Source organism: Streptomyces sp. B8-7, from assembly GCF_058833805.1.
Window position 1 is genome coordinate 578,664 of sequence record NZ_JBYRRL010000004.1, and the last position, 25,550, is coordinate 604,213.

General features: G+C 72.2%; 19 protein-coding genes. 9 read left to right on the plus strand and 10 right to left on the minus strand.

What is annotated here, in order from left to right:
• Positions 1 to 415 precede the first annotated feature (415 nt).
• Positions 416 to 1,393, minus strand: coding sequence for a pirin family protein (locus tag AC5K6T_RS22485; protein WP_493211624.1), 978 nt, complete (start codon positions 1,391 to 1,393; stop codon positions 416 to 418).
• Positions 1,394 to 2,418: 1,025 nt separating this feature from the next.
• Complete coding sequence (locus tag AC5K6T_RS22490; protein ID WP_493211626.1) at positions 2,419 to 2,901, minus strand: SseB family protein; 483 nt, start codon at positions 2,899 to 2,901, stop codon at positions 2,419 to 2,421.
• 162 nt (positions 2,902 to 3,063) lie between these two features.
• Between AC5K6T_RS22490 and AC5K6T_RS22495 the strand changes: the two genes are divergently transcribed.
• Both AC5K6T_RS22495 and AC5K6T_RS22500 read left to right on the plus strand, forming a co-directional pair.
• Positions 3,064 to 4,890 (plus strand): acyl-CoA dehydrogenase, encoded by a 1,827-nt coding sequence (locus AC5K6T_RS22495; protein ID WP_493212184.1) that lies wholly within the window; start codon positions 3,064 to 3,066, stop codon positions 4,888 to 4,890.
• Positions 4,891 to 5,113: 223 nt separating this feature from the next.
• Positions 5,114 to 6,412 carry a M18 family aminopeptidase gene (locus tag AC5K6T_RS22500; protein ID WP_493211627.1) on the plus strand — a complete coding sequence of 433 codons (1,299 nt, stop codon included), beginning with the start codon at positions 5,114 to 5,116 and terminating at the stop codon, positions 6,410 to 6,412.
• Positions 6,413 to 6,615: 203 nt separating this feature from the next.
• Here the strand turns inward: AC5K6T_RS22500 and AC5K6T_RS22505 are convergent, their stop codons facing one another.
• Positions 6,616 to 7,002, minus strand: coding sequence for a cupin domain-containing protein (locus tag AC5K6T_RS22505; RefSeq protein ID WP_493212185.1), 387 nt, complete (start codon positions 7,000 to 7,002; stop codon positions 6,616 to 6,618).
• A gap of 282 nt (positions 7,003 to 7,284) precedes the next feature.
• On the opposite strand from AC5K6T_RS22505, the gene AC5K6T_RS22510 reads away from it, so the two are divergent.
• Entirely contained in the window at positions 7,285 to 8,304 is a 1,020-nt protein-coding gene (locus AC5K6T_RS22510; protein WP_493211628.1) for a GlxA family transcriptional regulator, read from the plus strand.
• The gene (locus AC5K6T_RS22515; protein WP_493211630.1) at positions 8,301 to 8,792 is read left to right on the plus strand and encodes an LURP-one-related/scramblase family protein; all 492 of its coding nucleotides are present in this window, start codon (positions 8,301 to 8,303) and stop codon (positions 8,790 to 8,792) included. The genes AC5K6T_RS22510 and AC5K6T_RS22515 overlap by 4 nt, the downstream gene beginning before the upstream one ends.
• Positions 8,793 to 8,961: 169 nt before the next feature.
• On the opposite strand, the gene AC5K6T_RS22520 is transcribed toward AC5K6T_RS22515, so the two are convergent.
• Positions 8,962 to 9,768, minus strand: coding sequence for a carbon-nitrogen family hydrolase (locus tag AC5K6T_RS22520; protein WP_493211631.1), 807 nt, complete (start codon positions 9,766 to 9,768; stop codon positions 8,962 to 8,964).
• A gap of 218 nt (positions 9,769 to 9,986) precedes the next feature.
• Here AC5K6T_RS22520 and AC5K6T_RS22525 point away from each other — a divergent pair, with 218 nt between their 5' ends.
• Both AC5K6T_RS22525 and AC5K6T_RS22530 read left to right on the plus strand, forming a co-directional pair.
• Positions 9,987 to 10,811, plus strand: a complete 825-nt coding sequence (locus AC5K6T_RS22525; RefSeq protein WP_493211632.1) for a maleylpyruvate isomerase family mycothiol-dependent enzyme — start codon at positions 9,987 to 9,989, stop codon at positions 10,809 to 10,811.
• Positions 10,812 to 11,057: 246 nt separating this feature from the next.
• Positions 11,058 to 12,647 carry an IS1182 family transposase gene (locus AC5K6T_RS22530; RefSeq protein ID WP_493204997.1) on the plus strand — a complete coding sequence of 530 codons (1,590 nt, stop codon included), beginning with the start codon at positions 11,058 to 11,060 and terminating at the stop codon, positions 12,645 to 12,647.
• Between the two features lie 347 nt (positions 12,648 to 12,994).
• On the opposite strand, the gene AC5K6T_RS22535 is transcribed toward AC5K6T_RS22530, so the two are convergent.
• Together AC5K6T_RS22535 and AC5K6T_RS22540 are read right to left on the minus strand one after the other, a co-directional pair.
• Positions 12,995 to 14,296, minus strand: coding sequence for an MFS transporter (locus AC5K6T_RS22535; protein ID WP_493211634.1), 1,302 nt, complete (start codon positions 14,294 to 14,296; stop codon positions 12,995 to 12,997).
• Entirely contained in the window at positions 14,293 to 14,943 is a 651-nt protein-coding gene (locus tag AC5K6T_RS22540; protein WP_493211636.1) for a GntR family transcriptional regulator, read from the minus strand. The genes AC5K6T_RS22535 and AC5K6T_RS22540 overlap by 4 nt, the downstream gene beginning before the upstream one ends.
• 275 nt (positions 14,944 to 15,218) lie before the next feature.
• On the opposite strand from AC5K6T_RS22540, the gene AC5K6T_RS22545 reads away from it, so the two are divergent.
• Positions 15,219 to 16,115, plus strand: a complete 897-nt coding sequence (locus AC5K6T_RS22545; RefSeq protein WP_493211638.1) for a D-alanyl-D-alanine carboxypeptidase family protein — start codon at positions 15,219 to 15,221, stop codon at positions 16,113 to 16,115.
• A 125-nt stretch (positions 16,116 to 16,240) separates the two neighbouring features.
• Here AC5K6T_RS22545 and AC5K6T_RS22550 read toward each other — a convergent pair whose 3' ends face one another.
• Genes AC5K6T_RS22550 through pdhA form a run of 3 tightly spaced genes read right to left on the minus strand, consistent with a single transcriptional unit; the run spans position 16,241 to position 19,887 of the window.
• The gene (locus tag AC5K6T_RS22550; RefSeq protein ID WP_493211640.1) at positions 16,241 to 17,707 is read right to left on the minus strand and encodes a dihydrolipoamide acetyltransferase family protein; all 1,467 of its coding nucleotides are present in this window, start codon (positions 17,705 to 17,707) and stop codon (positions 16,241 to 16,243) included.
• 10 nt (positions 17,708 to 17,717) lie between these two features.
• Complete coding sequence (locus AC5K6T_RS22555) at positions 17,718 to 18,698, minus strand: alpha-ketoacid dehydrogenase subunit beta (RefSeq protein ID WP_493211641.1); 981 nt, start codon at positions 18,696 to 18,698, stop codon at positions 17,718 to 17,720.
• 1 nt (position 18,699) lies between these two features.
• Complete coding sequence (pdhA, locus tag AC5K6T_RS22560; RefSeq protein WP_493211643.1) at positions 18,700 to 19,887, minus strand: pyruvate dehydrogenase (acetyl-transferring) E1 component subunit alpha; 1,188 nt, start codon at positions 19,885 to 19,887, stop codon at positions 18,700 to 18,702.
• 380 nt (positions 19,888 to 20,267) lie between these two features.
• Here pdhA and AC5K6T_RS22565 point away from each other — a divergent pair, with 380 nt between their 5' ends.
• Positions 20,268 to 20,960: a response regulator gene (locus tag AC5K6T_RS22565; RefSeq protein ID WP_493211644.1), complete on the plus strand. Its 693-nt coding sequence runs from the start codon at positions 20,268 to 20,270 to the stop codon at positions 20,958 to 20,960.
• Between the two features lie 619 nt (positions 20,961 to 21,579).
• Here AC5K6T_RS22565 and AC5K6T_RS22570 read toward each other — a convergent pair.
• Positions 21,580 to 23,181: a protein kinase domain-containing protein gene (locus tag AC5K6T_RS22570; RefSeq protein WP_493211645.1), complete on the minus strand. Its 1,602-nt coding sequence runs from the start codon at positions 23,179 to 23,181 to the stop codon at positions 21,580 to 21,582.
• Positions 23,182 to 23,537: 356 nt separating this feature from the next.
• Between AC5K6T_RS22570 and AC5K6T_RS22575 the strand changes: the two genes are divergently transcribed.
• Positions 23,538 to 25,244 carry a protein kinase domain-containing protein gene (locus tag AC5K6T_RS22575; RefSeq protein WP_493211647.1) on the plus strand — a complete coding sequence of 569 codons (1,707 nt, stop codon included), beginning with the start codon at positions 23,538 to 23,540 and terminating at the stop codon, positions 25,242 to 25,244.
• Positions 25,245 to 25,550 lie beyond the last annotated feature (306 nt).

Consider the following 25,550-nt stretch of genomic DNA (forward strand, 5'->3'; position numbering starts at 1 on the left):
TGACACCGCCTGACACCGCGTCAGACCCGCTCCGGCACCCCGCCGCCCCGGACGCCCGGCTCGCCGGCCGGCCGAGGGCGGGGGCAGGGCGGGGGCGGGGCGGGGGCGAGGGCAGGGCGGGGGCGACACGGGGGCGGACGGACGGGGGGGCGTGCACGGTGCGGCGGACGGGCCAGCGCCGGTGCACGAGCGCGGTGGACGGACCGGGGCCGGACGGGCCGGGGAAGGGCAGGTTGAGGAAGGACGAGCCGGTGCACGAGCGGGGTGGACGAGCCGGAGCACGAGCGGGGAAGGACGAGCCGGAGCACCGACCGGGGAAGGACGAGCCGGAGCAGGACCGGCCTGGGAGGGGCGGGCGACGGGTGGACGGCCTGCCCGCCGCCCGCCGCCCGCCGCCCGCGCACAGGACCGCCGGTCAGACCCGCGGGCCGCTCGCGTCCATGCCGTGCACGGCGGGGATCTCACCCAGCCGGCCCTTCTGGAAGTCCTCGAAGGCCTGCACCAGTTCGTCCTGGGAGTTCATGACGAACGGGCCGTAGTGCGCCATGGGCTCGCGGATCGGACGGCCACCGAGCAGCACGACCTCCAGGTCCGGCGTGTGGGAGTCCTGCTTCTCGTCCGCGCGGACGGTCAGCGAGGAGCCGGAGCCGAACACCGCGGTCTGCCCGAGGCGGACCGGGCGCCGCTCGGCGCCGACCTTGCCCCGCCCCGCCAGAACGTACGCCAGCCCGTTGAAGTCCTCCCGCCACGGCAGGGTGATCTCCGCACCCGGCGCCAGCGTCGCGTGGATCATCGTGATCGGCGTGTGCGTGATGCCGGGACCGGCGTGGCCGTCCAACTCGCCGGCGATGACCCGCAGCAGCGCACCGCCGTCGGGGGAGGTGAGGAGCTGGACGTTGCCGCCGCGGATGTCCTGGTAGCGCGGCGCCATCATCTTGTCCCGGGCCGGCAGGTTCACCCACAGCTGGAGGCCGTGGAAGAGCCCGCCCGACACCACCAGGTGCTCCGGCGGGGCCTCGATGTGCAGCAGGCCGGAACCAGCGGTCATCCACTGGGTGTCGCCGTTGGTGATGGTGCCGCCGCCGCCGTGCGAGTCCTGGTGGTCGAAGATCCCGTCGATGATGTAGGTGACGGTCTCGAAGCCACGGTGCGGGTGCCACGGCGTGCCCTTCGGCTCCCCAGGCTGATACTCCACCTCGCCCATCTGATCCATCATGATGAACGGATCCAGGTACTGGTAGTTGATCCCCGCGAACGCACGGCGCACGGGGAAGCCCTCACCCTCGAAGCCACTCGGCGCGGTGGTGACGGCGAGCACGGGACGTGCCACCGCGTCGGCCGACGCGGTCACGCGGGCCAGCATCAGCGGGTTCTCGACGGTCACTGCAGGCATGTCGGTACCTCCTTGTGCCTCGATTTTAGTTGACGATTGAACTTCTTGCTACCCCTCCCAACGCGCAAGCCCCGAGGGGCATTCCCCCGGGGCGCGAGAACCGGCCTTGATCACGTCGAGGACCGGACGGAGGCGGCGCGGCGAACCTGAGACAGCAGCACCACGTGCCCCGCGAGCGTGGCAACCTCGGACGCGAGCAGTGCTCTACGACGCGAGCAGCGCTCTGCGACAGAAGCAGCGATCTGGGGCGAGAGCAGCGCTCCGAGATGCGAGCAGTGCTCTGTGGCGGGAGTGGCACTCGGGCGCGCGAGCAGTGCTCCACGACAGAAGCAGCGATCTGGGATCTGGGGTGGAAGCAGCGATCTGCGGCGAGAGCAGTGCTCTGCGACGGCGAGCAGTGCTCTGCGACGGCGAGCAGTGCTCTGCGGCGGGAGCGATGCCCTGGTGCGCGAGCAGCGCTCCGAGATGCGAGCGGCGATCCAATGAGGGAGCGGCGCTCTACGACGCGAGCAGCGATCTGCCGCGTGAACAGTGCTCCGAGACAGGACCAACGCTATGAAGCGAGAGCAGTGCTCCTGCGCGAGAGCGGCAGGCAGATGCGAGAACAGTGCTCACACACCGACGGGCACCGCAGCGACCGGAGCGACCGGAGCGAGAGCAGCGCTCCGCCCCGAGAGCGGTGCTCTACCTCGACGAGAGCGGTGCTCTACTTCGAGAGCGGCGCTCCGTAAGGCGACGGCGCCGACACACCGGCGAACAGGCGGGTGAACACCGCTCCACAGCGAGAGCACCGCTCCCCCTCAAGAGCGCCGCACCAAAGAGAGAGCGCCGCACCGAAACCGGAACAGCGCCCGGCAAACACCCACAGCCGCAACCACAACCACAACACGCGGCAGGCAAGCCCCAGCCCCACGACCGGGACCACGACCCGAACCGGGACCACAACCCCAACCACGACCGGGACCACAACCACGACCGGGACCACAACCACAACCGGGACCACGACCACGACCGGGGCAAGAGTCTCAGCCGTACATCCGCCGCATCGCGAACTCGACCATCTGCTCCACGGCCTTCGCGTCGAACACGATCCGGTGCTCACCCTCCATGTCGAGGACGAAGCCGTACCCGGTGGGCAGCAGGTCGATCACCTCGGCGCCGGTGATCACGAAGTACTTGGACTCCTTGCCCGCGTACCGCCGCAGCTCCTTCAGCGAGGTGAACATGGGGATCACCGGCTGCTGGGTGTTGTGCAGGGCGAGGAACCCGGGGTTGTCGCCGCGGGGGCAGTAGACCTTCGACGTGGCGAAGACCTGCTGGAAGTCCTCCCCCGGCATCTGCCCCGTGGTGAAGGCCCGCACGGCGTCCGCGAGCGAGGGCGGCGACGGCTCCGGGTACAGCGGCGGCTGCTGACCGTAACCGCCGGCCCCGCCGGGCATGTGCTGCTGCGGTGCGGCGTACTGCTGCTGAGCAGCGCCCCCGTCCATGGGCTGGCCGTATCCGTACATGGCCGCAAGGGTACCGAGTAGACCCTTCTCACACTCGGGCCGCCGGGGGTTGCATCTTATTACTGGCGGGTAGCATCATCGTATCCACTTGTTGGTACGTGAATCGTGAATCAGGTGCGAGGAACCGATGCCTCGCCGATCTCTCTCTACGGAGCCGTCGCCATGGGGCACTACAAGTCGAATCTCCGCGACATCGAGTTCAACCTCTTCGAAGTACTCGGGCGCGACAAGCTGTACGGCACCGGCCCGTTCGAGGAGATGGACACCGACACCGCCAGGAGCGTCCTGGAGGAGCTGACGCGGCTCGCCGAGAACGAGCTGGCCGAGTCCTTCGCCGACGCCGACCGCAACCCGCCGGTCTTCGACCCGGAGACGAACACCGCGCCGGTCACGCCGTCCTTCAAGAAGAGCTACAAGGCCTTCATGGACTCCGAGTACTGGCGTCTGGGCCTGCCCGAGGAGATCGGCGGCACCACCGCGCCGCCGTCGCTGATCTGGGCCTACGCGGAGCTGGTCCTGGGCGCGAACCCGGCCGTGTGGATGTACTCCTCCGGCCCGGCGTTCGCGCGCATCCTCTTCGAGGAGGGTACCGAGGAGCAGAAGAAGTGGGCCCAGATCGCCGTCGACCGGACCTGGGGCTCCACCATGGTCCTCACCGAGCCGGACGCCGGTTCGGACGTCGGCGCCGGCCGCGCCAAGGCCGTGCAGCAGGAGGACGGCTCCTGGCACATCGAGGGCGTGAAGCGGTTCATCACCTCCGGTGAGCACGACATGGAGGAGAACATCCTCCACTACGTCCTCGCCCGCCCCGAGGGCGCCGGCCCCGGCACCAAGGGCCTGTCCCTCTTCCTCGTCCCGAAGTACCTCTTCGACTTCGAGACGGGCGAGATCGGTGAGCGCAACGGCGTCTACGCCACCAACGTCGAGCACAAGATGGGCCTGAAGGCCTCCAACACGTGCGAGATGACCTTCGGCGACCGCCACCCCGCCAAGGGCTGGCTGATCGGTGACCGGCACGACGGCATCCGCCAGATGTTCCGCATCATCGAGTTCGCCCGCATGATGGTCGGCACGAAGGCGATCTCCACCCTCTCCACGGGCTACCTCAACGCCCTGGAGTACGCCAAGGAGCGCGTCCAGGGTCCCGACCTGGCGAAGTTCATGGACAAGACCGCGCCCAAGGTGACCATCACCCACCACCCCGACGTGCGCCGCTCGCTGATGACGCAGAAGGCGTACGCGGAGGGCATGCGCGCCCTGGTGCTCTACACCGCCTCGGTGCAGGACTCCATCGCCGTGAAGGAGGCCACCGGCGAGGACGCCAAGGCCGAGCACGCGCTGAACGACCTGCTCCTGCCGATCGTCAAGGGCTACGGCTCCGAGAAGGGCTACGAGCAGCTCGCGCAGTCGCTGCAGACCTTCGGCGGCTCCGGCTTCCTGCAGGAGTACCCGATCGAGCAGTACATCCGCGACGCCAAGATCGACACCCTGTACGAGGGCACCACGGCGATCCAGGGCCAGGACTTCTTCTTCCGGAAGATCGTCCGCAACCAGGGCGCCGCCCTGAACGGCCTCGCCGAGGACATCAAGAAGTTCCTGGCGCTGGGCACCGGCGGCGACGAGCTGGCCGGCGCGCGCGAGCACCTGGCGAAGGCGGCCGTGGAGCTGGAGGCCATCGTCGGCCTGATGCTCACCGACCTGGCCGCCACCGAGCAGGACGTCAAGAACATCTACAAGGTGGGCCTGAACACCACCCGCCTGCTGATGGCCTCGGGCGACGTCGTCGTCGGCTACCTGCTCCTCAAGGGTGCCGCGGTGGCCGCGGAGAAGCTCCAGACGGCCTCGGCGAAGGACAAGGCCTTCTACACCGGCAAGATCGCGGCGGCGAAGTTCTTCGCGGCCAACGTCCTGCCGGGCGTGACCCTCGCCCGCAAGCTCTCCGGGACCGCCGACCTGGACCTCATGGAGCTCGACGAAGCCGCGTTCTAGTTCTGGGCGCCACCCCCCACCCGCGGTTCCGCCTCCGGTACCGCTCCCCGGGTCCGCCCCGGGCCGTTCCGGGCCGTTCCGGGCCGTTCCGGGCCGTTCCGGCTCGGGCCCCGGGCCTCTTCCCGACCTGTCCGGACACTTCCGGCAACCGGGCACCCGCCTCGACGAGGGCCCGCTCCCCGAGCAGGGGAGCGGGCCCTCGTCCGTCGTTAAGGTGAACCCCATGACCCAACCCCCACGCACCGACCGCAGCCACACCGACGACCTGATGGCCTTCCTGGCGGCCAGCCCGACGCCGTACCACGCCGTGGCGAGCGCGGCGGAGAAGCTGGAGAAGGCGGGGTTCCGGCAGGTCGCCGAGACGGACGCCTGGGACGGCACGAGCGGCGGCAAGTACGTCACGCGGGGCGGCGCCCTCGTGGCGTGGTACGTCCCCGAGGGAGCGGCGTCCCACACGCCGTTCCGGATCATCGGTGCGCACACCGACTCGCCCAACCTGCGGGTCAAGCCGCAGCCCGACACCGGCGCGCACGGCTGGCGCCAGGTGGCCGTGGAGGTCTACGGCGGCCCGCTGCTGAACTCCTGGCTCGACCGCGACCTGGGCCTGGCCGGCCGGCTGACCCTGCGGGACGGGTCGACGCGCCTGGTGACGGTCGACCGGCCGCTGCTGCGGGTGCCGCAGCTGGCCATCCACCTGGACCGCTCGGTCTCGTCGGACGGCCTCAAGCTGGACAAGCAGCGCCACCTGCAGCCGGTGTGGGGGCTCGGCGACGACGTCCACGACGGCGACCTGATCGCGTTCCTGGAGGAGGAGACCGGCGTCCCGGCCGCCGAGGTCGTCGGCTGGGACCTGATGACCCACTCCGTGGAGCCGCCCGCCTACCTCGGCCGCGACCGGGAGCTGTTGGCCGGCCCGCGGATGGACAACCTGCTGTCGGTGCACGCCGGAGTGGTGGCGCTGACCGCGGCCGCGGCGGGCGGCGCGGACCTCCCGCACATCCCGGTACTCGCCGCGTTCGACCACGAGGAGAACGGCTCCCAGTCCGACACCGGCGCGGACGGCCCGCTCCTGGGCGGCGTGCTGGAACGTTCCCTTTTCGCGCGCGGCGGATCGTACGAGGACCGGGCGCGGGCCTTCGCGGGCACGGTCTGCCTCTCCTCCGACACCGGCCACGCCGTGCACCCCAACTACGCCGAGCGGCACGACCCGACGCACCACCCGCGCGTCAACGGCGGGCCGATCCTGAAGGTGAACGTCAACAACCGCTACGCCACGGACGGTTCGGGCCGTGCCGTGTTCGCCGCGGCCTGCGAGGCGGCGGGCGTGCCCTTCCAGACCTTCGTCTCCCACAACGCGATGCCGTGCGGCACCACGATCGGCCCGATCACCGCGGCCCGCCACGGCATCCGCACCGTCGACATCGGCGTGGCGATCCTCTCCATGCACAGCGCCCGCGAACTCTGCGGCACCGAGGACCCCCGCCTCCTCACCCGCTCCCTGACCGCCTTCCTCCACCAGTAGCCGCACCCCCCAACCCACCACCCGCCACCCACCACCACCCACCACCACCCACCATCCCCGACTGCAAGGGGAGGAAAAGGGCCGCGAACGGCCTGCCCACGACGCCACTTGCGGCCCGGATCCTCCAGTCCCTCCCCTTCGCCGGCCCAGCAGCATCGCGCACCGCCGCCGGGAGGGATACCGCGACGGCCACGGGGGGTGGCTCACCGCAGGGCGTGCCCGGTGGTGGCGTCCACGTGCGCCGGAACCTCCTCGTGGCGGTCGCCGACGGTGGAGGTGCCGGTGGGCTCCAGAAGCAGGATCTCCGTGGGGACCGGGGCGAAGGGCCTGTGCTCGGTGCCGCGCGGGACGGTGAAGACGGAGCCCGCGGGCAGGACCACGGTCCGCTCGCCCGCCGGCTCGCGCAGCCCGATCCGCAGCTCGCCCCGCAGCACCAGGAAGAACTCGTCAGTGTCATCGTGCACATGCCAGAGGTGCTCGCCCTCGACCTTGGCGACGCGCACGTCGTAGTCGTTCACCGTGGTGACGATGCGCGGACTCCACCGCTGCGTGAAGGAGCCGAGGGCGGCGGCGAGGGACACGGGCTGCAGAGGGTCCACGGACCCGGCGGGAGGCACGGCCCCGCCGGGAGGCACGGCCCCGCCGGGAGCCACGGACTCGGCAGAGGCCACGGACTCGGCACAGGGCATGGAATCCGCGGACGCCACGGATCCGGCGGGAGGCACGGAATCCGCGGACGCCACGGATCCACCGGGAGGCATGGATTCCGCGGGGGCCGCGGACTCGGCGGGGGGCATGGATGCGGCGGGGTGCTTGGTCATGCGTCGATCCTCGCGGTGGCGTCCGGCGGCCGCGAGTGCTAGGAATCGCATATGCCGCAACGATCCTTTCACACCCCGCCCGAGCCCGGACGGACCGGCCGGCCGCACCGGATCGTCCTCGTCGTCGACGAGAACTCCAACCCGTTCGAGATGAGCTGCGCCATCGAGATCTTCGGCCTCGACCGGCCCGAGCTGGGACGACGGCTCTACGACCTGCGGCTCTGCGCGGCCGACAGCCGTACCCGGATGAGGGACGGGTTCTTCACCCTGACCGGGGTCGACGGCCTCGCGGCGGCCGACGAGGCGGACACCCTGATCGTGCCGAACCGCCCGGACACCGACCGGCCCCGCTCCGCCGAGGTCCTCGACGTGGTGCGCCGGGCCCATGCCCGCGGCGCCCGGCTGCTCGGGTTCTGCTCCGGCGCGTTCACCCTGGCCGAGGCCGGGATCCTGGACGGGCGGCGGGCGGCCTGCCACTGGATGTGGGCCGACTCCTTCCGCGCCCGCTTCCCGCGGGTGCTGCTGCAGCCGGACGTGCTGTTCGTCGACGACGGGGAGATCCTCACCGCCTCCGGCAGCGCCTCCGCCCTGGACCTGGGCCTGCACGTGGTACGCCGCGACCACGGCGCCGAGATCGCCAACGCGGTGTCCCGGCGCCTGGTCTTCGCCGCGCACCGGGACGGCGGCCAGCGCCAGTTCGTGGAACGCCCGGTGCCGCAGGTACCCGACACGTCCCTCAGCCCGCTGCTGGCCTGGGCGCAGGGACGGCTCGGCGAGCCCCTCACCGTCACGGACCTCGCGGCCCGCGCCGCCGTGTCCCCGGCCACCCTGCACCGCCGCTTCCAGGCGCAACTGGGCACCACGCCGCTGGCCTGGCTGACCGGTGAGCGCGTCGCCCTGGCCTGCCGCCTGATCGAACGCGGCGAGGAACGCCTCGACGCGGTCGCCCGTGAGAGCGGCCTGGGCACCGCCGCGAACCTCCGCGCCCGGCTGCGCCGGGAGACCGGGCTCAGCCCGTCGGCCTACCGGCGGCGTTTCGGAGCGGCCGCCGGGGAATCCGTCGTGACATGAGACTCCAGGTACGCGAACGGCTCCTCGGCTTCGGCGACGACTACTGGATCGAGGACGACCGCGGAAGCAAGGTGTTCCTCGTCGACGGCAAGGCCATGCGGCTGCGGGACACCTTCGAGCTGAAGGACACCCGGGGACGGGTACTGATCGACATCCGGCAGAAGGTGCTCGCCCTGCGCGACACGATGGTGATCGAGCGGGACGGCGAGCCGCTCGCGACGATCCGGCGCAAGCGGCTGTCGCTGCTGCGCAACCACTACCGGGTGTCCCTGGCGGACGGCACGACCGAACTCGACGTGAGCGGCCGGATCGCCGACCGGGAGTTCGTCGTGGAGTACGACGGCGAACTGCTCGCCGTCGTCTCCCGCAGATGGCTCCACATCCGCGACACCTACGGCGTGGACGTCGTCCGCGAAGACGCCGACCCGGCCCTCCTCGTCGCCGTGGCCGTCTGCACCATCCACCTCTCGGAGAAGGCCCGGGACTGACCCCGCAGGCAACCGGACCGCGGGACACCGCACCCTCGCACAAACCCCGAGGAGCGTGCCGGGGCGCGGCAGGCCACAGCGGCACGGCACCCGCCCCGGAGCCCGGCCCACCCCGTCACAGGGTGCGCGGAACCGTGCGGCAACGACGACGCCCCCGGGAAGGCCGTGCTCACGGGGCCGGCGGCAGCACCCCCAGCACCCCCAGCACCCGGTCCTTCAGCGCGGGGAACTGCTCCCGGGTCCGTCCGACCCGCGCGGGGTCGACCTCCACGGCGAGGACCTCCTCGCCGGGCCCCGCCTCGCCGAGCACCTCCCCCCACGGATCCACCACGATCGAGTGACCCGCCTGGGGAACCCCCGCATGCACCCCGGCCGTTCCACACGCAAGGACGTACGCCTGGTTCTCGACCGCCCGGGCCTGAGCCAGCAGCGTCCAGTGGGCCCGCCGCCGCTCGGGCCACCCCGCCGGGACCACCAGCATCTCGGCACCCGCATCGACAAGCCCACGGAAGAGTTCGGGGAAACGGAGGTCGTAGCAGGTAGCCAGCCCCAGCGTGGTGCGCGGCAGACGCACCGTCACCAGCTCACTGCCCGCGCTCATCAGCACAGCCTCACCCTGGTCGAAGCCGAACCGGTGGATCTTGCGGTACGCGGCCGCGAGCTCACCGGCGGGGGAGAGGACGAGGGACGTGTTGTACAGCGGCCCGTCGGGGTCCCGTTCGGGCACCGACCCCGCGTGCAGCCAGACACCCGCGTCGCTCGCCGCCTTCGCCATGACCTCGTACGTCGGCCCCTCCAGGGGCTCCGCCTCACGCCCGAAGTCCTCGTAGGCGAACGCGCCCGTGGTCCACAGCTCGGGCAGCACCACCAGGTCCGCCGAACCGGCCTGCTCCCGCACCATGGCCGCGGCCCGCTCCCTGCGGGAAGCGACCGATTCGCCCTCGTCTACGGCAATCTGAAGAAGGGAAACGCGCACAGTACCACCGTCCTGGCCGTCGAACCGTCCCCCCGGGGGCCTACGATCGTCACACGAAAGCACTGCCGGGGTGCCTCGGAGCAGCGTAACTTGGGGGTCTCCCCGGTTCGAGCGAAGGCGAGAGCCGAAAAGAGTCCCAGACGCCCGCCGACAGCCGCCACCTCCCACTGGCAACCGCCACCACCTGCCCGTGCACCGACCGCCGAGGGGTCCGTTCCGTGAGTCTCCATCCCGCCCTCCAGCCCTATGCCGACGCCTGGACCCACTCCATCGACGCGATATCCGAGCTTGTGCAGGGACTGGTGGAGGCGGACTGGAACCGGCGCACCCCCTGCCCGGGATGGTCCGTGCGCGACGTCGTGTCCCATGTCATCGGCCTGGACTGCGAGATGCTCGGCGACCCGCGGCCCATCCACACCCTGCCGCGCGACCTGTTCCACGTCACCAACGACCACCAGCGCTACATGGAGATGCAGGTCGACGTCCGCCGACACCACACCGCCCCGGAGATGACCTCCGAGCTGGAGTACACGGTCATCCGCCGCAACCGCCAGCTGCGCAACGAGTCCCGCGACCCCGGCGCCACGGTGCGCGGCCCGCTCGGTGCGGAGCTGACGCTGGAGGAGTCCATGCGCGGCCACGCCTTCCAGGCGTGGGTGCACGAGCAGGACCTGCGCACCGCCCTCGGCCGGCCCGGCAACCTCGACTCCCCCGGCGCGCACGTCGCCCGTGACGTGCTGCTGGACGCCCTCCCGGAGGTGATCGCGGGCCGGGCGCAGGCTCCGCGCAGCTCGGCCGTCGTCTTCGACGTGCAGGGGCCCGTCGAGTTCCTGCGCACCGTCCGGGTGGACATCCAGGGCCGGGGCACCCTGGAGACCGCCCCCGCCCTCGGCCCCGCCGCCTCCTTCACCCTCGACTGGGAGACCTACGTCCGCCTCGCCTGCGGGCGGGTCGCCCCGGAGGCCGTGGCCGACCGGGTGAAGGCGGAGGGCGACCCGGAGCTGACGGCGACGATCCTGAGGAACTTCACGGTCACCCCGTAGCGGCCCCTCGCACAGCCCGCCGCGACCGGGCCCGCACGGCCCGCCCCTCCGGGCCGCCGGAACAACCGGCACGGGCAGGCACTGCCGCGGTGCGGCGAGCGTGCGTGCCGGGCGGCGTCACCACGGGGCACACGTCGCCTGCCACGGCACTAGGTGACTGGTGTTAATCGTGTGAGCTCGCGTCGGTTCTTCAACGTGTGCCAGGCTGCTTGGTGTTGGTCGCTGGGTGTGGGGAGAGGTTGAGCGATGGCAGTGGGCCGGACCCCGATGCAGCCGGGGTTGCTCTCCTCCACGGCGGGTTTCTGCGAGGGTCGGCTGGCGCCGAACTCGATCTACGCGGTGCTGCACCGCGAGTGCCGGGCGTTGTTCCCCGATGAGATGTTCGCCGATCTGTTCGCCGAGGACGGCCGCAGGTCGGTGCCGCCGGTGATCGTGGCGGTCGTGATGGTCCTGCAGCGCCTGGAAGGCTTGTCCGACCGTGAAGCGGTCGAGCGGTTCGCATTCGATGTCCGCTGGAAGTACGCCGCCGGCGGGCTGGACTTCGATCATCCCGGGTTCGTGCACACCGTCTTGGTGGACATGCGCGCGCGGCTGGCCGCGTCCGCCCGCCCGGACCGGATCTTCGAGCGGACGGTGGACGTGGCCGCCCAGGCCGGGCTGGTGGGTCGTCGGCGGGTGCTGGACTCGGCTCCGGTCTATGACGCCGTGGCCACGCAGGACACCATCACGCTGATCCGCTCGGCCGTCCGCGGCCTGCTGCGGGCGGCCGATCACGGGCTGCGGGCCGAGCTGCGGGCGCAACTGACCAGCGGCGATGCCTACACCGACACGGCCAAGCCGGTCATCGACTGGACGGACGCCGGTGAGCGGGAGGCGCTGATCGATTCGCGGGCCCGGGACGGGTACGCGCTCTTGGCCGTGCTGGAGGGCCGGGTGCTGGAGCCGGAGGCGGACCAGGCCGCGCGCCTGCTGGCCACCGTGCTCGGCCAGGACCTGGACCAGGACGGTGACGGAGTGTTCCGGATTGCCCGGAAGGTGGCCACGGACCGGGTCATCTCCACGGTCGATCCCGAGGCCCGGCACGGGCACAAAACCGTCAACCGGTCCTTCGACGGCTACAAGGGGCACGTGGCCGAAGACCCCGACAGCGAGGTCATCACCGCAACCGCAGTCACTGCGGGCAACGCCGGCGACGCCGAGCCCGCCGCCGAGCTGCTGGCCGACGTCCTGAACGCGCCCGCCCCGAACGAAGGGGCCGCGGGTGAGCGGGCCGAGGTCTACGGCGACGCCGCCTACGGGACCGGACCGCTGCTGGCCGAGCTGGACGGGGCCGGCGTCGAGGTGATGGTCAAAGTGCAGGCCGCCAACGCGCCCGGCGGACGGTTCTCCAAGGACGCCTTCACCGTCGACCTGGGGGCGGGGCAGGTCACCTGCCCGAACCAGGTGACCGTCCCCATCCGCCCGAAGTCCGACGGCCGTGGGGCGGCCTGCTTCAAGGCCGCCTGCGCCGCCTGCCCGCTCGCGGCCCAGTGCACGACCGCCAGGGACGGACGCGTCATCACCATCGGCCCGCACGAGGAACACCTGGCACGCGGCCGGGCACGCAGCGCCGACCCGGCCTGGCTGGCTACCTACCGGGCCACCCGGCCCAAGGTCGAACGCAAGATCGCCCACCTCATGCGGCGGCGACACGGCGGACGCCGGGCCCGGGTGCGGGGGCGGGCCAAGGTCGCCGCCGACTTCTCCCTGCTGGCCGCCGCCGCCAACATCGCGCGGCTCGGCGTGCTCGGAATCATGTCCACAGCCGCTGGAAACTGGGCCATCGCCACCGGCTGACCGGCCAGCAAGGCCCAGGGCACACACGAACGACCGCACCCGGACGCACCAAACCCTCAACAGCCTCAAGACCAGGCCACGGGCCGCCCGGAGCACCGCCCCGGCGACACGCCCCTGACGCCCCAGTGACGACACCGCACGCCCAGGAAGCCCCGCTTAACACCAGCTACCTAGGGCGTGTTTCGAAAGTAGCGTCGTCTGCCCGAAGGGCAGGCCTGGCGGCGTCTGGTGCGTGCGATCGCAAGGCGGAGGGTCGCCCCGATACTGGATGTATCGGGGCGAGCCCGACAACGCGGCGAGCGTGCGTGCCAGACGCCGCCAGGCAGGCGGGACTTTCGAAACACGCCCTAGACCGGCACGTGGACCGAGGACACGCGGCTGGCCACCAGGCGTTCCCGTTCGCGGCGGGCCGCACGCCGCCGCAGACGCAGGATCTGCCCGGCCCCCAGCGCCTGCAGGACGAACACGACCGAGAAGGCGGCCCGGTAGTCGCCTCCGGTCGCGTCCAGCAGCAGCCCCACCGCGAACAGGGTCGTCATGGAGGCGACGAAGCCGCCCATGTTGGTGATGCCGGACGCGGTGCCCTGCCGCTCGGGCGGATTCGCCGGCCGCGCGAAGTCGAAGCCGATCATCGACGCCGGCCCGCACGCCCCCAGCACCGCGCACAGCACGACCAGCAGCCACAGCGGAGCCCGGTCCCCCGGCCAGTACAGGGTGACCGCCCACAGCAGGGCCGTCGCCCCCACGGTCCCCAGCGCCAGCGGCAGCCGCGCGCCGTGGTGCCGGGCGACGGTCTGGCCGTAGACGAGACCCACGGCCATGTTGGAGAGGACGACCAGCGTCAGCAGCGAGCCCGCGGAGGCGGGGGTGAGGCCCTGCGCCTCGACCAGGAACGGCAGCCCCCACAGCAGCAGGAACACCATCGCCGGGAACTGCGTGGTGAAATGCACCCACAGCCCCAGCCGCGTCCCCGGCTCCCGCCACGACGCGGCGATCTGGCGGCGCACGTACGCGGCCCCCCGGTGCGGCACGGGCTCCGGCTCATGGCCCTCGGGGTGGTCCCGGAGGAACAGCAGCAACAGCACCAGCACCAGCACGCCGGCCAGCGCGCTGCCGGCGAACGCGGACGTCCAGCCGAGCCGGTGCAGCAGCCGGGCCAGCAGCAGCGTCGACACCAGGTTGCCGGCCATGCCCACCAGCCCGGCGAGCTGCGCGATCAGCGGGCCGCGCCGGGCGGGGAACCAGCGCGAGCCGAGCCGCAGCACACTGATGAAGGTCATCGCGTCGCCGCAGCCGAGCAGCGCGCGCGAGGCGAGCGCCGAACCGTAGGTCGGGGAGAGAGCGAACCCCAGCTGCCCGGCGGTGAACAGCACCACCCCCAGAGCGAGCACCTTCTTCGTGCCGAGCCGGTCCACGAGCAGGCCCACGGGTATCTGCATGCCCGCGTACACCAGCAGTTGCAGGATGGAGAACGTCGACAGGGCCGAGGCGTTCACGCCGAAGCGGTCCGCCGCGTCGAGCCCGGCGACGCCCAGCGACGTGCGGAAGATGACGGCGACGAAGTAGACGCAGACGCCGATGCCCCACACGGCGACGGCGCGCCGGCCGCCGGGGGGATCGCCCGGCAGGCCGGGTGCGGTCGCGCTCACCGCACCTCCCCGCGGGCCAGATGCGAGAACCAGCCCACGTGCCGGTGGACGCGCGCGACCGCCGTCTCGGCGTCCCCGGCCCGCAGCGCGTCGAGGATCTCCCGGTGCTCGGTGATGTTCTTGGCGATGCGGTCGGGATGGGAGTGCATGACCGCCACCCCCATACGGAGCTGGCGGTCCCGGAGTTGGTCGTAGAGGCGGGAGAGGATCTCGTTGCCGCCGCTGCGGACGATCTCGGCGTGGAAGCAGCGGTCGGTGACGGCGGCGGCGGCCAGGTCGCCGGCGGCGGCCTGCCGCTCCTGCCGCTCCAGCAGTGCCTCCAGCCGTTCGACCAGCCCGGGGGGCGCGGGGACCGCCTTGCGTGCGGCGTGCTCCTCGACGAGCAGCCGGGTCTCGACCACGTCCGCGATCTCCTGCGCCGAGACGGGCAGGACCAGGGCCCCCTTCTTCGGGTAGAGCCTGATCAGCCCCTCGACCTCCAGTCGCAGCAGCGCCTCGCGGACCGGAGTGCGGGAGACGCCCACGGCGGAGGCGAGTTCACCCTCGGTGAGGAGGGTGCCGCCCTCGTAGCGGCGGTCGAGCACACCCTGCTTGACGTGGCTGTAGACGCGTTCGGCGGCGGGGGGATGCTTCACGGCCAAGGACATGCCGACAGGATAGATACAACACGTACGCATCGAGCGCCCGGTCCACGATGCGGACGGCGGCCAGAACGCCGTGCCTCGGACGGCGGCAGGCCCCTCTTCCCCGGCACCGGCCGGGGGCGGCCCCGGACGGCACGTCGCCCCCGCGCGGGGGCGACGCGATCCGGTGCGCAACCTTCCGCCCCGGTGGTGAGTCTCACCCGTGCAGCCCTGTCGACCCCTCTCCACGCGGCCGCACCCAAAGGGACTTCACCTAACCATTCGGGGTAATCCTCTTGATGAGCAGCATTTCTGGCGCCCGGATCCGCCGGGCCGTCACCGTCGGCCTCACCGCCGGCGCCGTGATCACCGCCGGCGCGGTCGTCGCCGCCCCCGCGCAGGCGGCCGCCGCGCCGGCCATCGCCGCCAAGGGCGGCTACGTCAGCGACGCGAAGGGCGCGACGCTCTACGCCAAGTCCGCCGACACCCGGCGCGCCACCGGCTCCACCACCAAGATCATGACGGCCAGGGTGGTGCTGTCGCAGCCGCGCCTCGACCTGAACGCCAAGGTCACCGTCCAGAAGGCGTACAGCGACTACATAGTCTCCAAGAACGCCTCCTCGGCCCGGCTGATCGTCGGCGACAAGGTCACCGTGCGCCAGCTGCTGTACGGGCTGATGCTGCCGTCCGGGTGCGACGCGGCGTACGCGCTGGCCGACAAGTTCGGCACCGGCAGCACGCGGGCCGCCCGGGTGAAGTCGTTCATCGGCAAGATGAACACCACGGCGAAGAACCTGGGCCTGAAGAACACCCACTTCGATTCGTTCGACGGCATCAGCAACGGCGCCAACTACTCCACGCCGCGCGACCTGACCAAGCTCGCCCGCAGCGCGATGTCGAGCAGCACCTTCCGCGCGGTCGTCAAGACCCGCAAGTACACGGCGAAGACGGTGACCCGGACCGGCGGGGTGCGGACCATGCCCACCTGGACCAACACCAACCCGCTGCTCGGCTCCTACGCGGGCGCGACCGGTGTGAAGACGGGCTCGGGCAAGGTGGCCGGCTACTGCCTCGTGTTCGCCGCGACCCGCAACGGCAGGACGGTCTACGGCACCGTGCTGTCCTCGACCAGCGCCACCACCCGCAAGTCGGACGCGACGAAGCTGCTCAACCACGGTTTCGCCCGCCTCGGCTGACCCCGCGGCCCGGCACGGCGAGGACCTGGCCGGGCGGCGCCACGCGGGCCGGCGCACCCGGCGCCGGGGCACGACGAAGGGGCCCCGACGGGCGGCGGGGCCCCTTCGTCAGGTGTGCTGCCGGTTCACGCCCAGGTGATCAGGCGCTTGGGCTGCTCCAGGATCGCCGCGATGTCCGCGAGGACCTTCGAGCCGAGCTCGCCGTCGACCAGGCGGTGGTCGAAGGACAGCGCGAGGGTGGTCACCTGACGCGGCTTCACCTTGCCCTTGTGCACCCACGGCTGGAGCTTGATCGCGCCGACCGCGAGGATCGCCGACTCGCCCGGGTTGAGGATGGGGGTGCCGGTGTCGACGCCGAAGACGCCGACGTTGGTGATGGTCACCGTGCCCTGCTGCATCGCCGCGGGCGAGGTCCTGCCCTCGCGCGCGGTGGACACCAGCTCGCCGAGGGCCTCGGCCAGCTGCGGCAGCGTCTTGTCCTGCGCGTCCTTGACGTTCGGCACGATCAGGCCGCGCGGGGTGGCCGCGGCGATGCCCAGGTTGACGTAGTGCTTGAGCACGATCTCCTGGTTCGCCTCGTCCCAGGAGGCGTTGACCTCCGGGTTGCGCTTGATGGCGACCAGCAGGGCCTTGGCGATCAGCAGGAGCGGGTTGACCCGCAGGCCCTGCATGTCCTTGTCCTGCTTCAGCTCCTCGACGAGCTTCATGGTGCGGGTGACGTCGACCGTGACGAACTCGGTGACGTGCGGCGCGGTGAACGCCGAGCCGACCATCGCCGCCGCCGTCGCCTTGCGCACGCCCTTGACGGGGACACGGGTCTCCCGGGCGGTGCCCTCGGCCGCCGGGGCGGTCCCGGCGGCCGCCGGGACGGCCTCGGGGGCCGGGCCGGCCGGCTGCGCCGCGGGGGCCGCCGCGGCGTGGACGTCCTCGCGGGTGATGATGCCGTCCGGGCCGGTCGGGGTGACCGTGGCCAGGTCGACGCCGAGGTCCTTGGCGAGCTTGCGCACCGGCGGCTTGGCCAGCGGCCGCTCCGGCGCCGGGGCGGCCGGAGCCGCGGGCGCCGGAGCCGCGGGGGCCCGGCCGTTCAGCTCGCCCTGGACGGCCTGGACGGCCTGGACGGCCTGTGCGGGCGCCGCCGGGGAGGCCACCTCGGGGCCCTTGCGCGGGCGCCGCCTGGTCGAGCTGGCGGCCACGCCGTACCCGACGAGGACCGGCTGGCGGGCCTGCGGCCGGGACTCGTCCTGCTGCGGCTCCTGTTGCGGCTCCTGCTGCGGCTGCTGCTGCGGGGCCGGCCGGGCGGCGGCCGGGGCGGGCTCCGCGGGCGCGGCCCCGCCGGAGACGTCCACCGCGATGATGGCCGTGCCCACGTCGACCGTGGTGCCCTCGGTGAAGTGCAGCGCACGCACCACACCGTCGTAGGGGATGGGCAGTTCGACGGCCGCCTTGGCGGTCTCGACCTCGCACACCACCTGTCCGTCGGTGACGGTGTCACCGGGCTGGACGTACCACTTGAGGATCTCGGCCTCGGTGAGTCCCTCGCCCACGTCGGGCATCTTGAACTCGCGTACGGACGCGTCAGTCATCGTCGTCACGCCCCTCTCCTCAGTACGCCAGGGCGCGGTCGACGGCGTCGAGCACCCGGTCCAGGCCCGGCAGGTACTCCTCCTCGAGGCGGGCCGGCGGGTACGGGGCGTGGTAGCCGCCGACCCGGAGCACCGGGGCCTCCAGGTGGTAGAAGCAGCGCTCGGTGATCCGGGCGGCGATCTCGGCGCCCGAGCCGAAGAACACCGGGGCCTCGTGCACCACGACCAGGCGGCGGGTCTTCTCCACCGAGGCCTGGACGGCGTCGAAGTCGAGCGGGGAGACCGAGCGCAGGTCCAGGACCTCCAGCGACTTGCCCTCCTCGGCGGCCGCGGCGGCGACCTCCAGGCAGGTCTTGACCATCGGGCCGTAGGCGGCGAGCGTCAGGTCGGTGCCCTCACGCACGACGTGCGCCCGGTGCAGCGGGCCGGGGATGGCCTCGGTGTCGACCTCGGCCTTGTCCCAGTAGCGCCGCTTCGGCTCGAAGAAGATCACCGGGTCGTCGCTCTGGATGGCCTGCTGCATCATCCAGTACGCGTCGGAGGCGTTCGACGGGGAGACCACCTTCAGGCCCGCCACGTGCGCGAACAGCGACTCGGGGGACTCCGAGTGGTGCTCGACGGCGCCGATGCCGCCGCCGTAGGGGATGCGGATGACGACCGGCAGCCTGACGGTGCCGAGCGAGCGGGCGTGCATCTTCGCGAGCTGCGTGACGATCTGGTCGTACGCCGGGAAGACGAAGCCGTCGAACTGGATCTCCACCACCGGGCGGTAGCCGCGCAGGGCGAGCCCGATGGCGGTGCCGACGATGCCGGACTCGGCGAGCGGGGTGTCGATGACCCGCTCCTCACCGAAGTCCTTCTGCAGTCCGTCGGTCACCCGGAACACGCCGCCGAGCTTGCCGACGTCCTCACCCATGACGAGGACCTTGGGGTCGGCCTCCAGGGCGCGGCGCAGCGACTCGTTGAGCGCCTTGGCCAGGGCCATCTTCTCCGCTGCCATGTCAGACCCCCTCCACGTCCGCGAACGACGCCTGGTAGGCGGCGAACTGGGCGCGCTCCTCGTCGACGAGCGCGTGCCCGTCCGCGTACACGTTCTCGAAGATGGCGAAGTGGTCCGGGTCCGGCATGGCGCGGACCGCCTCGCGCACTCGCTTGCCCAACGTCTCGCTCTCGGCTTCGAGTTCCGCGAAGAATCCCTCGTCCGCGTGGTTCTCGGCCTCGAGGAACCGGCGCAGGCGCAGGATGGGGTCCTTGGCCTCCCAGGCCTGGCGCTCGTCGTCGTGGCGGTAGCGGGTGGGGTCGTCGGAGGTGGTGTGGGCGCCCATGCGGTACGTCCACGCCTCGATCAGGGCCGGTCCCTCACCGCGCCGGGCGCGCTCCAGGGCCCATCGGGTGACGGCGAGCGTGGCCAGCACGTCGTTCCCGTCGACGCGGACGCCGGGGAAGCCGAAGCCCTGGGCGCGCTGGTACAGCGGCACACGGGTCTGCTTCTCGTTGGACTCGGAGATCGCCCACTGGTTGTTCTGGCAGAAGAACACGACCGGGGCGTTGTAGACGGCGGCGAAGTTGAACGCCTCGCTGACGTCGCCCTGGCTGGAGGCGCCGTCGCCGAAGTAGGCGATGACCCCGGAGTCCGCGCCGTCCTTGGCGATGCCCATGGCGTAGCCGGTGGCGTGCAGGGTCTGGGAGCCGATGACGATCGTGTAGAGCTGGAAGTTGTTGCTGTTGGGGTCCCAGCCGCCGTTGTTCACGCCGCGGAACATGCCCAGCAGGTTGGCCGGGTCGACGCCGCGGCACCAGGCGACGCCGTGCTCGCGGTACGTCGGGAAGACGTAGTCGTCCTCGCGGGTGGCGCGGCCGGAGCCGATCTGGGCGGCCTCCTGGCCGAGCAGCGACGCCCACAGGCCCAGCTCGCCCTGGCGCTGCAGGGAGGTCGCCTCGGCGTCGAAGCGCCGGGTGAGAACCATGTCGCGGTAGAGGCCGCGGAGCTCCTCGGGGGTGATGCCGGCGACGTACGCGTCGTAGTCGGCGTTCTTGACGCGCTCGCCCTCGGGTGTCAGCAGCTGCACGAGCCCGGGCTCGGTGCTCTTCCTGCCGCCCGCGCGGGTGGCCCGCTTGGTGCCGGTGCTGCCGGCCTTGCTTCCGGCGCCGCCTCGCGGCTTGCGCGCGGCCGTGCTCTCCACGCTCACGTGTGCTCCTCCGTCGGTCCGGCTGCCCGGGTTCGCCGGGTGCCTGGGGTCCCCCTGGCTCCGGTTCAGGTGCCTGGGGGGCGGCTCACCTGCGTTCTCCGCGGACGCACGGGGTGGGTGCGGCGCGGGCGGGGACAGGCGTGACAGGTGCCCCGGCGAGCACCCTGCACAAGGCACGTTACCCAGTGCTTCACATTTCTGTGAAACCCCTCCTGACCTGCGATTTTGATTGGATTTCCAAGTAAATCGCGAAGGCCGGGAAACATCTCCTGGTCACAGCCTTGCAGGGGGCCGGAACAACGGCACGTTATCCCGGTGACCCAGGTTGCGGGAAGAGTCCTTCCGAAGCGGGGCCACCTGGGCCGTGTGACACTGACCCTGTGCGCGAAGACGGAAAAATCCGGGTATTCCTTCTGGATGACCATGAGGTCGTCCGGCGGGGGGTGAGCGAGCTCCTCTCGGGGGAGGACGACATCGAGGTGGTGGGCGAGGCGGGCACGGCCGCCGAGGCGCTGGTGCGCATCCCGGCCGCCCGGCCCGACGTGGCGGTCCTGGACGTACGGCTGCCGGACGGCAGCGGCGTGGAGGTCTGCCGCGAGGTCCGCTCGGCGGAGGAGGGCGTCCGGTGCCTGATGCTGACCTCGTACGCGGACGACGAGGCCCTCTTCGACGCGATCATGGCCGGGGCGTCCGGATACGCGCTCAAGGCCATCCGGGGCGAGGAGCTGCTGACCGCCGTCCGCGACGTGGCCGCCGGGAGGTCCCTGCTGGACCCGGCGGCGACCGCGCGCGTGCTGGAGCGGCTGCGCGCCGGAGGCGGCCGCGGGGCGGACCGGCTGGCGGGTCTGACCGAGCAGGAGCGCCGCATCCTCGAACTGATCGGGGAAGGCCTCACCAACCGGCAGATCGGTGCGCGGCTGCACCTCGCGGAGAAAACGATCAAGAACTACGTCTCCAGCCTGCTGTCCAAACTGGGGATGCAGCGACGCGCGCAGGCCGCCGCATATGTGGCGCGGATGCAGGCGGGAACGACCGGAACGACCGGAACGACGGGAACGACGGGAACGAATTGAACCAACCAGTCGGTCATCAATTGACTGAACCAACCGGTCAGTAATCGACAATCCCTCTGCATGGCCGTTCCGCCGGTTCCCGGTGCCCCGCGCACCGCGCCGCGAAGGTGTGCCGCCTGCCGCGGAACGCGTTGCCGGATCAGAGATCAGACCTGCCCGTGCCGGATCAGACCTGCTCCGTGTCTCGGACCTTCACTGTGTCTCGGACCTGCCTCGTGTTTCGGGCCTTCCCCGTGTTTCGGGCCTTCCCCGTGCTTCGGGCCTTCCCCGTGCTTCGGGTTCGCCCGCAGCTCATGCGCGCGGCCGGGCGGGCGCCGCTGCTCCGCCCGGGGGACATCCGAGTGAGACGAGTGAGAGCGGGGCCTTCGGCTGGGCGGGCGAGTCCGTGCGGGACCGCACGCGCGCGTGGCCCCCGTACGGCGAGCGAGCCGGCCGAGCTCCGGCGGCGGGCCGTCAGCAGGCCGGGCCGGGAGACGGCCGGAAGACAGCCGGGCCGGGAGACGGCCGGAAGACAGCCGGGCCGGAAGACAGCCGGGAGACGGCCGGAGCAGCGGAGAGGGCGCGAGACACCGGCGGAGAGGGCGCAAGACGCCAGGGCCGGGAGGGGCCGTCGGCCGCCTCAGCCGCCCGTGGTGCCCGCGCCGGCGGCACCCCCACCGCCGCCGGCACCACCGCCGGCGCCGCCACCGGTCTCGGTCGGCGCGGGAGGCGTCGGCTCGGTGTCCGTGGGCTCGGTGTCCGTAGGCTCCGTGTCGGTGGGCTCGGTGTCCGTCGGCTCGGTGTCGGTGGGCTCGGTGCTCGGCGATTCCGTCGGAGTGCTGGACGGCGTCCACGTCGGCGTCGGGTCCGGGGTCCAGCCCCAGCCGCCGCCACCGTTGTCGTCGGTGCGCTCGTCCGTGGGCTGCTCCTCGGTCGGCTCGTCGGTCGGCTCGTCGGTCGCCGTCTCCTCCTCGGTGCTCTGCGACACCGTCGGGGTCGGCGAGGTCCCGGTCCCGGCTCCGCCGCCGTCGCCCTTCTGCAGCGCCAGCGCGACCCCGGCCGCGATCGCGATCACCGCGAGGACGGCCAGGATCCACAGCTTGCCGCGGCCGCTCCCCCGGTTGCCGTTGCCCTCGAAACCGCCGTCGTCGCCGTGGCCGTAGGGCGGCAGGATCGGCTGGGCGATCTGCGTGGTGCCCGAGGCGTCCGTCGCGTGCGGCATGACGGTCGTGCCGGCCATGCCCATCGCCGCGGTGGGCCCGCTCTCGTGCAGCATCACGGGCCCGGTGTTCCAGGTGCCGGTGTGGCCACCCTGGTCGTAGAGCATCTGCAGCGCGTACTGCACCAGACCGCGCATCTCCTCGGCGGTCTGGAAACGGTCGTCGGGGTCCTTGGCGAGCGCGCGCATCGCCAGGCCGTCCAGCTCCGGCGGCGAGGCGTCGGAGACCTCGGACGGCGGCACCGGGATGTCCTGCACATGCTGGTAGACCACCGCCAGCGGGGTCTCGCCGACGAACGGCGGGCGCAGCGCGAGGAGTTCGTAGAGCAGGCAGCCGGTCGCGTAGAGGTCGGAGCGGTGGTCGACGGCCTTGCCGAGGGCCTGCTCCGGGGACAGGTACTGCGGCGTGCCCATGACCATGCCGGTCTGCGTCATGGTCGTCGACGCGCCGTGCAGGGCGCGCGCGATGCCGAAGTCCATCACCTTGACGGCACCGTTGTGGGTGATGATGACGTTCGCGGGCTTGATGTCGCGGTGCACGATGCCGTGCTGGTGCGAGTAGGCGAGCGCCTCCAGCACCCCCGAGACGATGATCAGCGCCTGTTCGGGGCCGGGCGCCTCGGCGTTGAGCAGCAGATCGCGGATGGTGCGGCCCTCGACCAGCTCCATCACGATGTACGGCACCGACTGGCCGCCGATCCGGTCCTCGCCGGAGTCGTACACGGCGACGATCGCATGGTGGTTGAGCCCGGCGACGGACTGCGCCTCACGGGTGAAGCGGGCCTTGGAGACGGGGTCCTCGGCGAGGTCGGCGCGGAGCAGTTTGACGGCGACGGTGCGGCCGAGCCGCACGTCCTCGGCGGCGAACACCTCCGCCATGCCGCCCCGGCCGAGCCTGCGGGTCAGCCGGTACCGGCCGTCCCCGACGAGCCCTCCGTTGCCCCAGGCGTCCGGCGCGTCCGACATGCCGCCGCCAGTCGCCTCGGGGTCGGACGGGCCCTGGGCGCGCTGCTGCTGTGCCATCAGTCCTCGCCGTCGTTTCTGCCCGCGGTGCGCGCGGTGTTGTCACGGTCTCCGTCGGCCACGCTACAGCCTCCGCGCGGGCCGGCAGCCCGGGACGGCGCCGTCGCGGGCAGGAGACCGACCGGCCATGAAACCGTGGTTTCCGGCCGTGGCGCAAATCCTGTGAGCCGCCCGTACGGCCGCTGTCACGCTTCCGCGACGGTTCTTTCGCGTACGGTCACGGAACGGGCACCGCGCTTGACGTGTCGGTGCCCTGGGGCAGACTTGGCCGGGATCAACTCATTTCGATCACGGGGAGCACAGCAGCCGCGGGCCGCCGAGCCGCCGCTGCCGGCGCCGATGGGGGACGCTAGACGATGAGCCAGGACGGCGCACAGGACCGCTACACGGCACGCGCGGTGGCCGGCGGCCGCTACCAGCTGCGTGATCTGCTCGGCCAGGGCGGCATGGCCGCGGTGCACCTCGCCTACGACAGTGTCCTGGACCGCCAGGTGGCGATCAAGACGCTGCACACCGAACTGGGCCGCGAGGCCGCGTTCCGCGAGCGGTTCCGCCGCGAGGCGCAGGCCGTGGCCAAGCTCACCCACACCAACATCGTCTCCGTCTTCGACACCGGCGAGGACGACGTGGACGGCATGACGACGCCGTACATCGTCATGGAGTACGTCGAGGGCCGCCCACTGGGCTCCGTACTCGCCGAGGACGTGCGGCAGCACGGGGCGATGCCCGCCGACAAGGCGCTGAAGGTGACCGCGGACGTGCTGGCCGCGCTGGAGATCAGCCACGAGATGGGGCTGGTCCACCGCGACATCAAGCCCGGCAACGTGATGGTGACCAGGCGCGGCGTGGTCAAGGTGATGGACTTCGGCATCGCGCGCGCCATGCAGTCGGGCGTCACCTCCATGACGCAGACCGGCATGGTCGTGGGCACCCCGCAGTACCTGTCCCCGGAGCAGGCCCTCGGCCGCGGCGTGGACGCCCGCTCCGACCTGTACTCGGTCGGCATCATGCTGTTCCAACTGGTCACCGGGCGGTTGCCGTTCGACGCGGACGCGCCGCTGGCCATCGTCTACGCGCATGTGCAGGAGGAGCCGGTGGCGGCCTCCTCCGTCAACCGCGCGCTGCCGCCGGCCGTGGACGCGCTGATCGCCCGCGCGCTGCGGAAGAACCCCGGCGAACGCTTCCCGACCGCGGTCGCGATGCGCGACGAGTGCCTGCGGGTCGCCGCCTCCCTCCAGCCGGCCGCGCCGAGCATCGTGCCCGGCCCGCCGGCCGCGAGCGGGGCGGGTGTGGGCGCCTCCGTGTTCCCGCCGGTCGACCAGGCCGCCCCGGCGCCGCCCGGACCGGTGCAGACGCCGTATCAGCCGGCTCCGGCCCCGAACCCGTACAGCACCCCGGCTCCGGGGCAGAGCCCTGCTCCGGGACAGGCCCCGGCGCCGTCGGGTCCGTCCGCGCCGTCACCGGCGTACGGCTACCCGCAGCAGGGCGGCTACGGCGGGCCGTACGCCGCCGCGGGCCCCCCGGCGCACCAGCACGGGCCGGCGACGCCGCCGCCGTACGGCGTCAGCCCCCAGCAGGCGTCCGCGCCCGGCCGCGGAGGCGGCGGCAACCGCGCGGTGATCGTCGGCTCGGCCGCGGTCGCCGTGCTCGCCGTCGGCGGTCTGGTCGCGGTGCTGGCGATGAACGGCGGCGACGGCCGGAACGGCGACGCGGGCAAGGCCGGCGCGGAGAGCGCCTCGGTGTCCGCGTCCGCTTCCCCAAAGGACGGCTACCGGGCCCCGGACACCTCCCGCACCATGGACCCGACGCAGTGCACCGCGCCGTCCGAGTCCTACGACGACCCGGACAAGGTGGTGCTGCCCGACTTCCGGTTCAAGGACATCACCTCGGTGCGGTCCTGCCTCCAGGCCGCGGGCTGGAAACTGACCAAGAAGGACGTCGACAACAACACGTGGGGCGACGGGACCGTCCTGGAGCAGTTCCCCGCGGCCGGCACGGACGTCGATCCCGCGGACCCCGGCGACATCCAGCTGAACGTCTCCACGGGCTACCCCGCCGGGTGAGGTGACGCCACCGGGCGGGGCCGCGGCCGCCGGGGGTCCGCCCCGGGTGCGGACCTGACGGGCAGGCCCCACGGACGGGCCCGGCCGCGCGGTGATGCGGCCGGGCCCGTCCGTGGGGCGGGCGCGGCGAGGGCGCCGTGCCGGTGCCCGGCCGCCGGGGTGCCCGGCGCCGGTCTGCGGCGGGCGCCGCGCAGTGCGCACGGTCCGGGCCGGGGACCGGTGACAGCCGGGCTCCTTCACCGGGAGACGCCGCGGTACGACGCGGGCCGACCGCGGCACCGCGGTGGCCGGTCGCGCGGTTCCCCG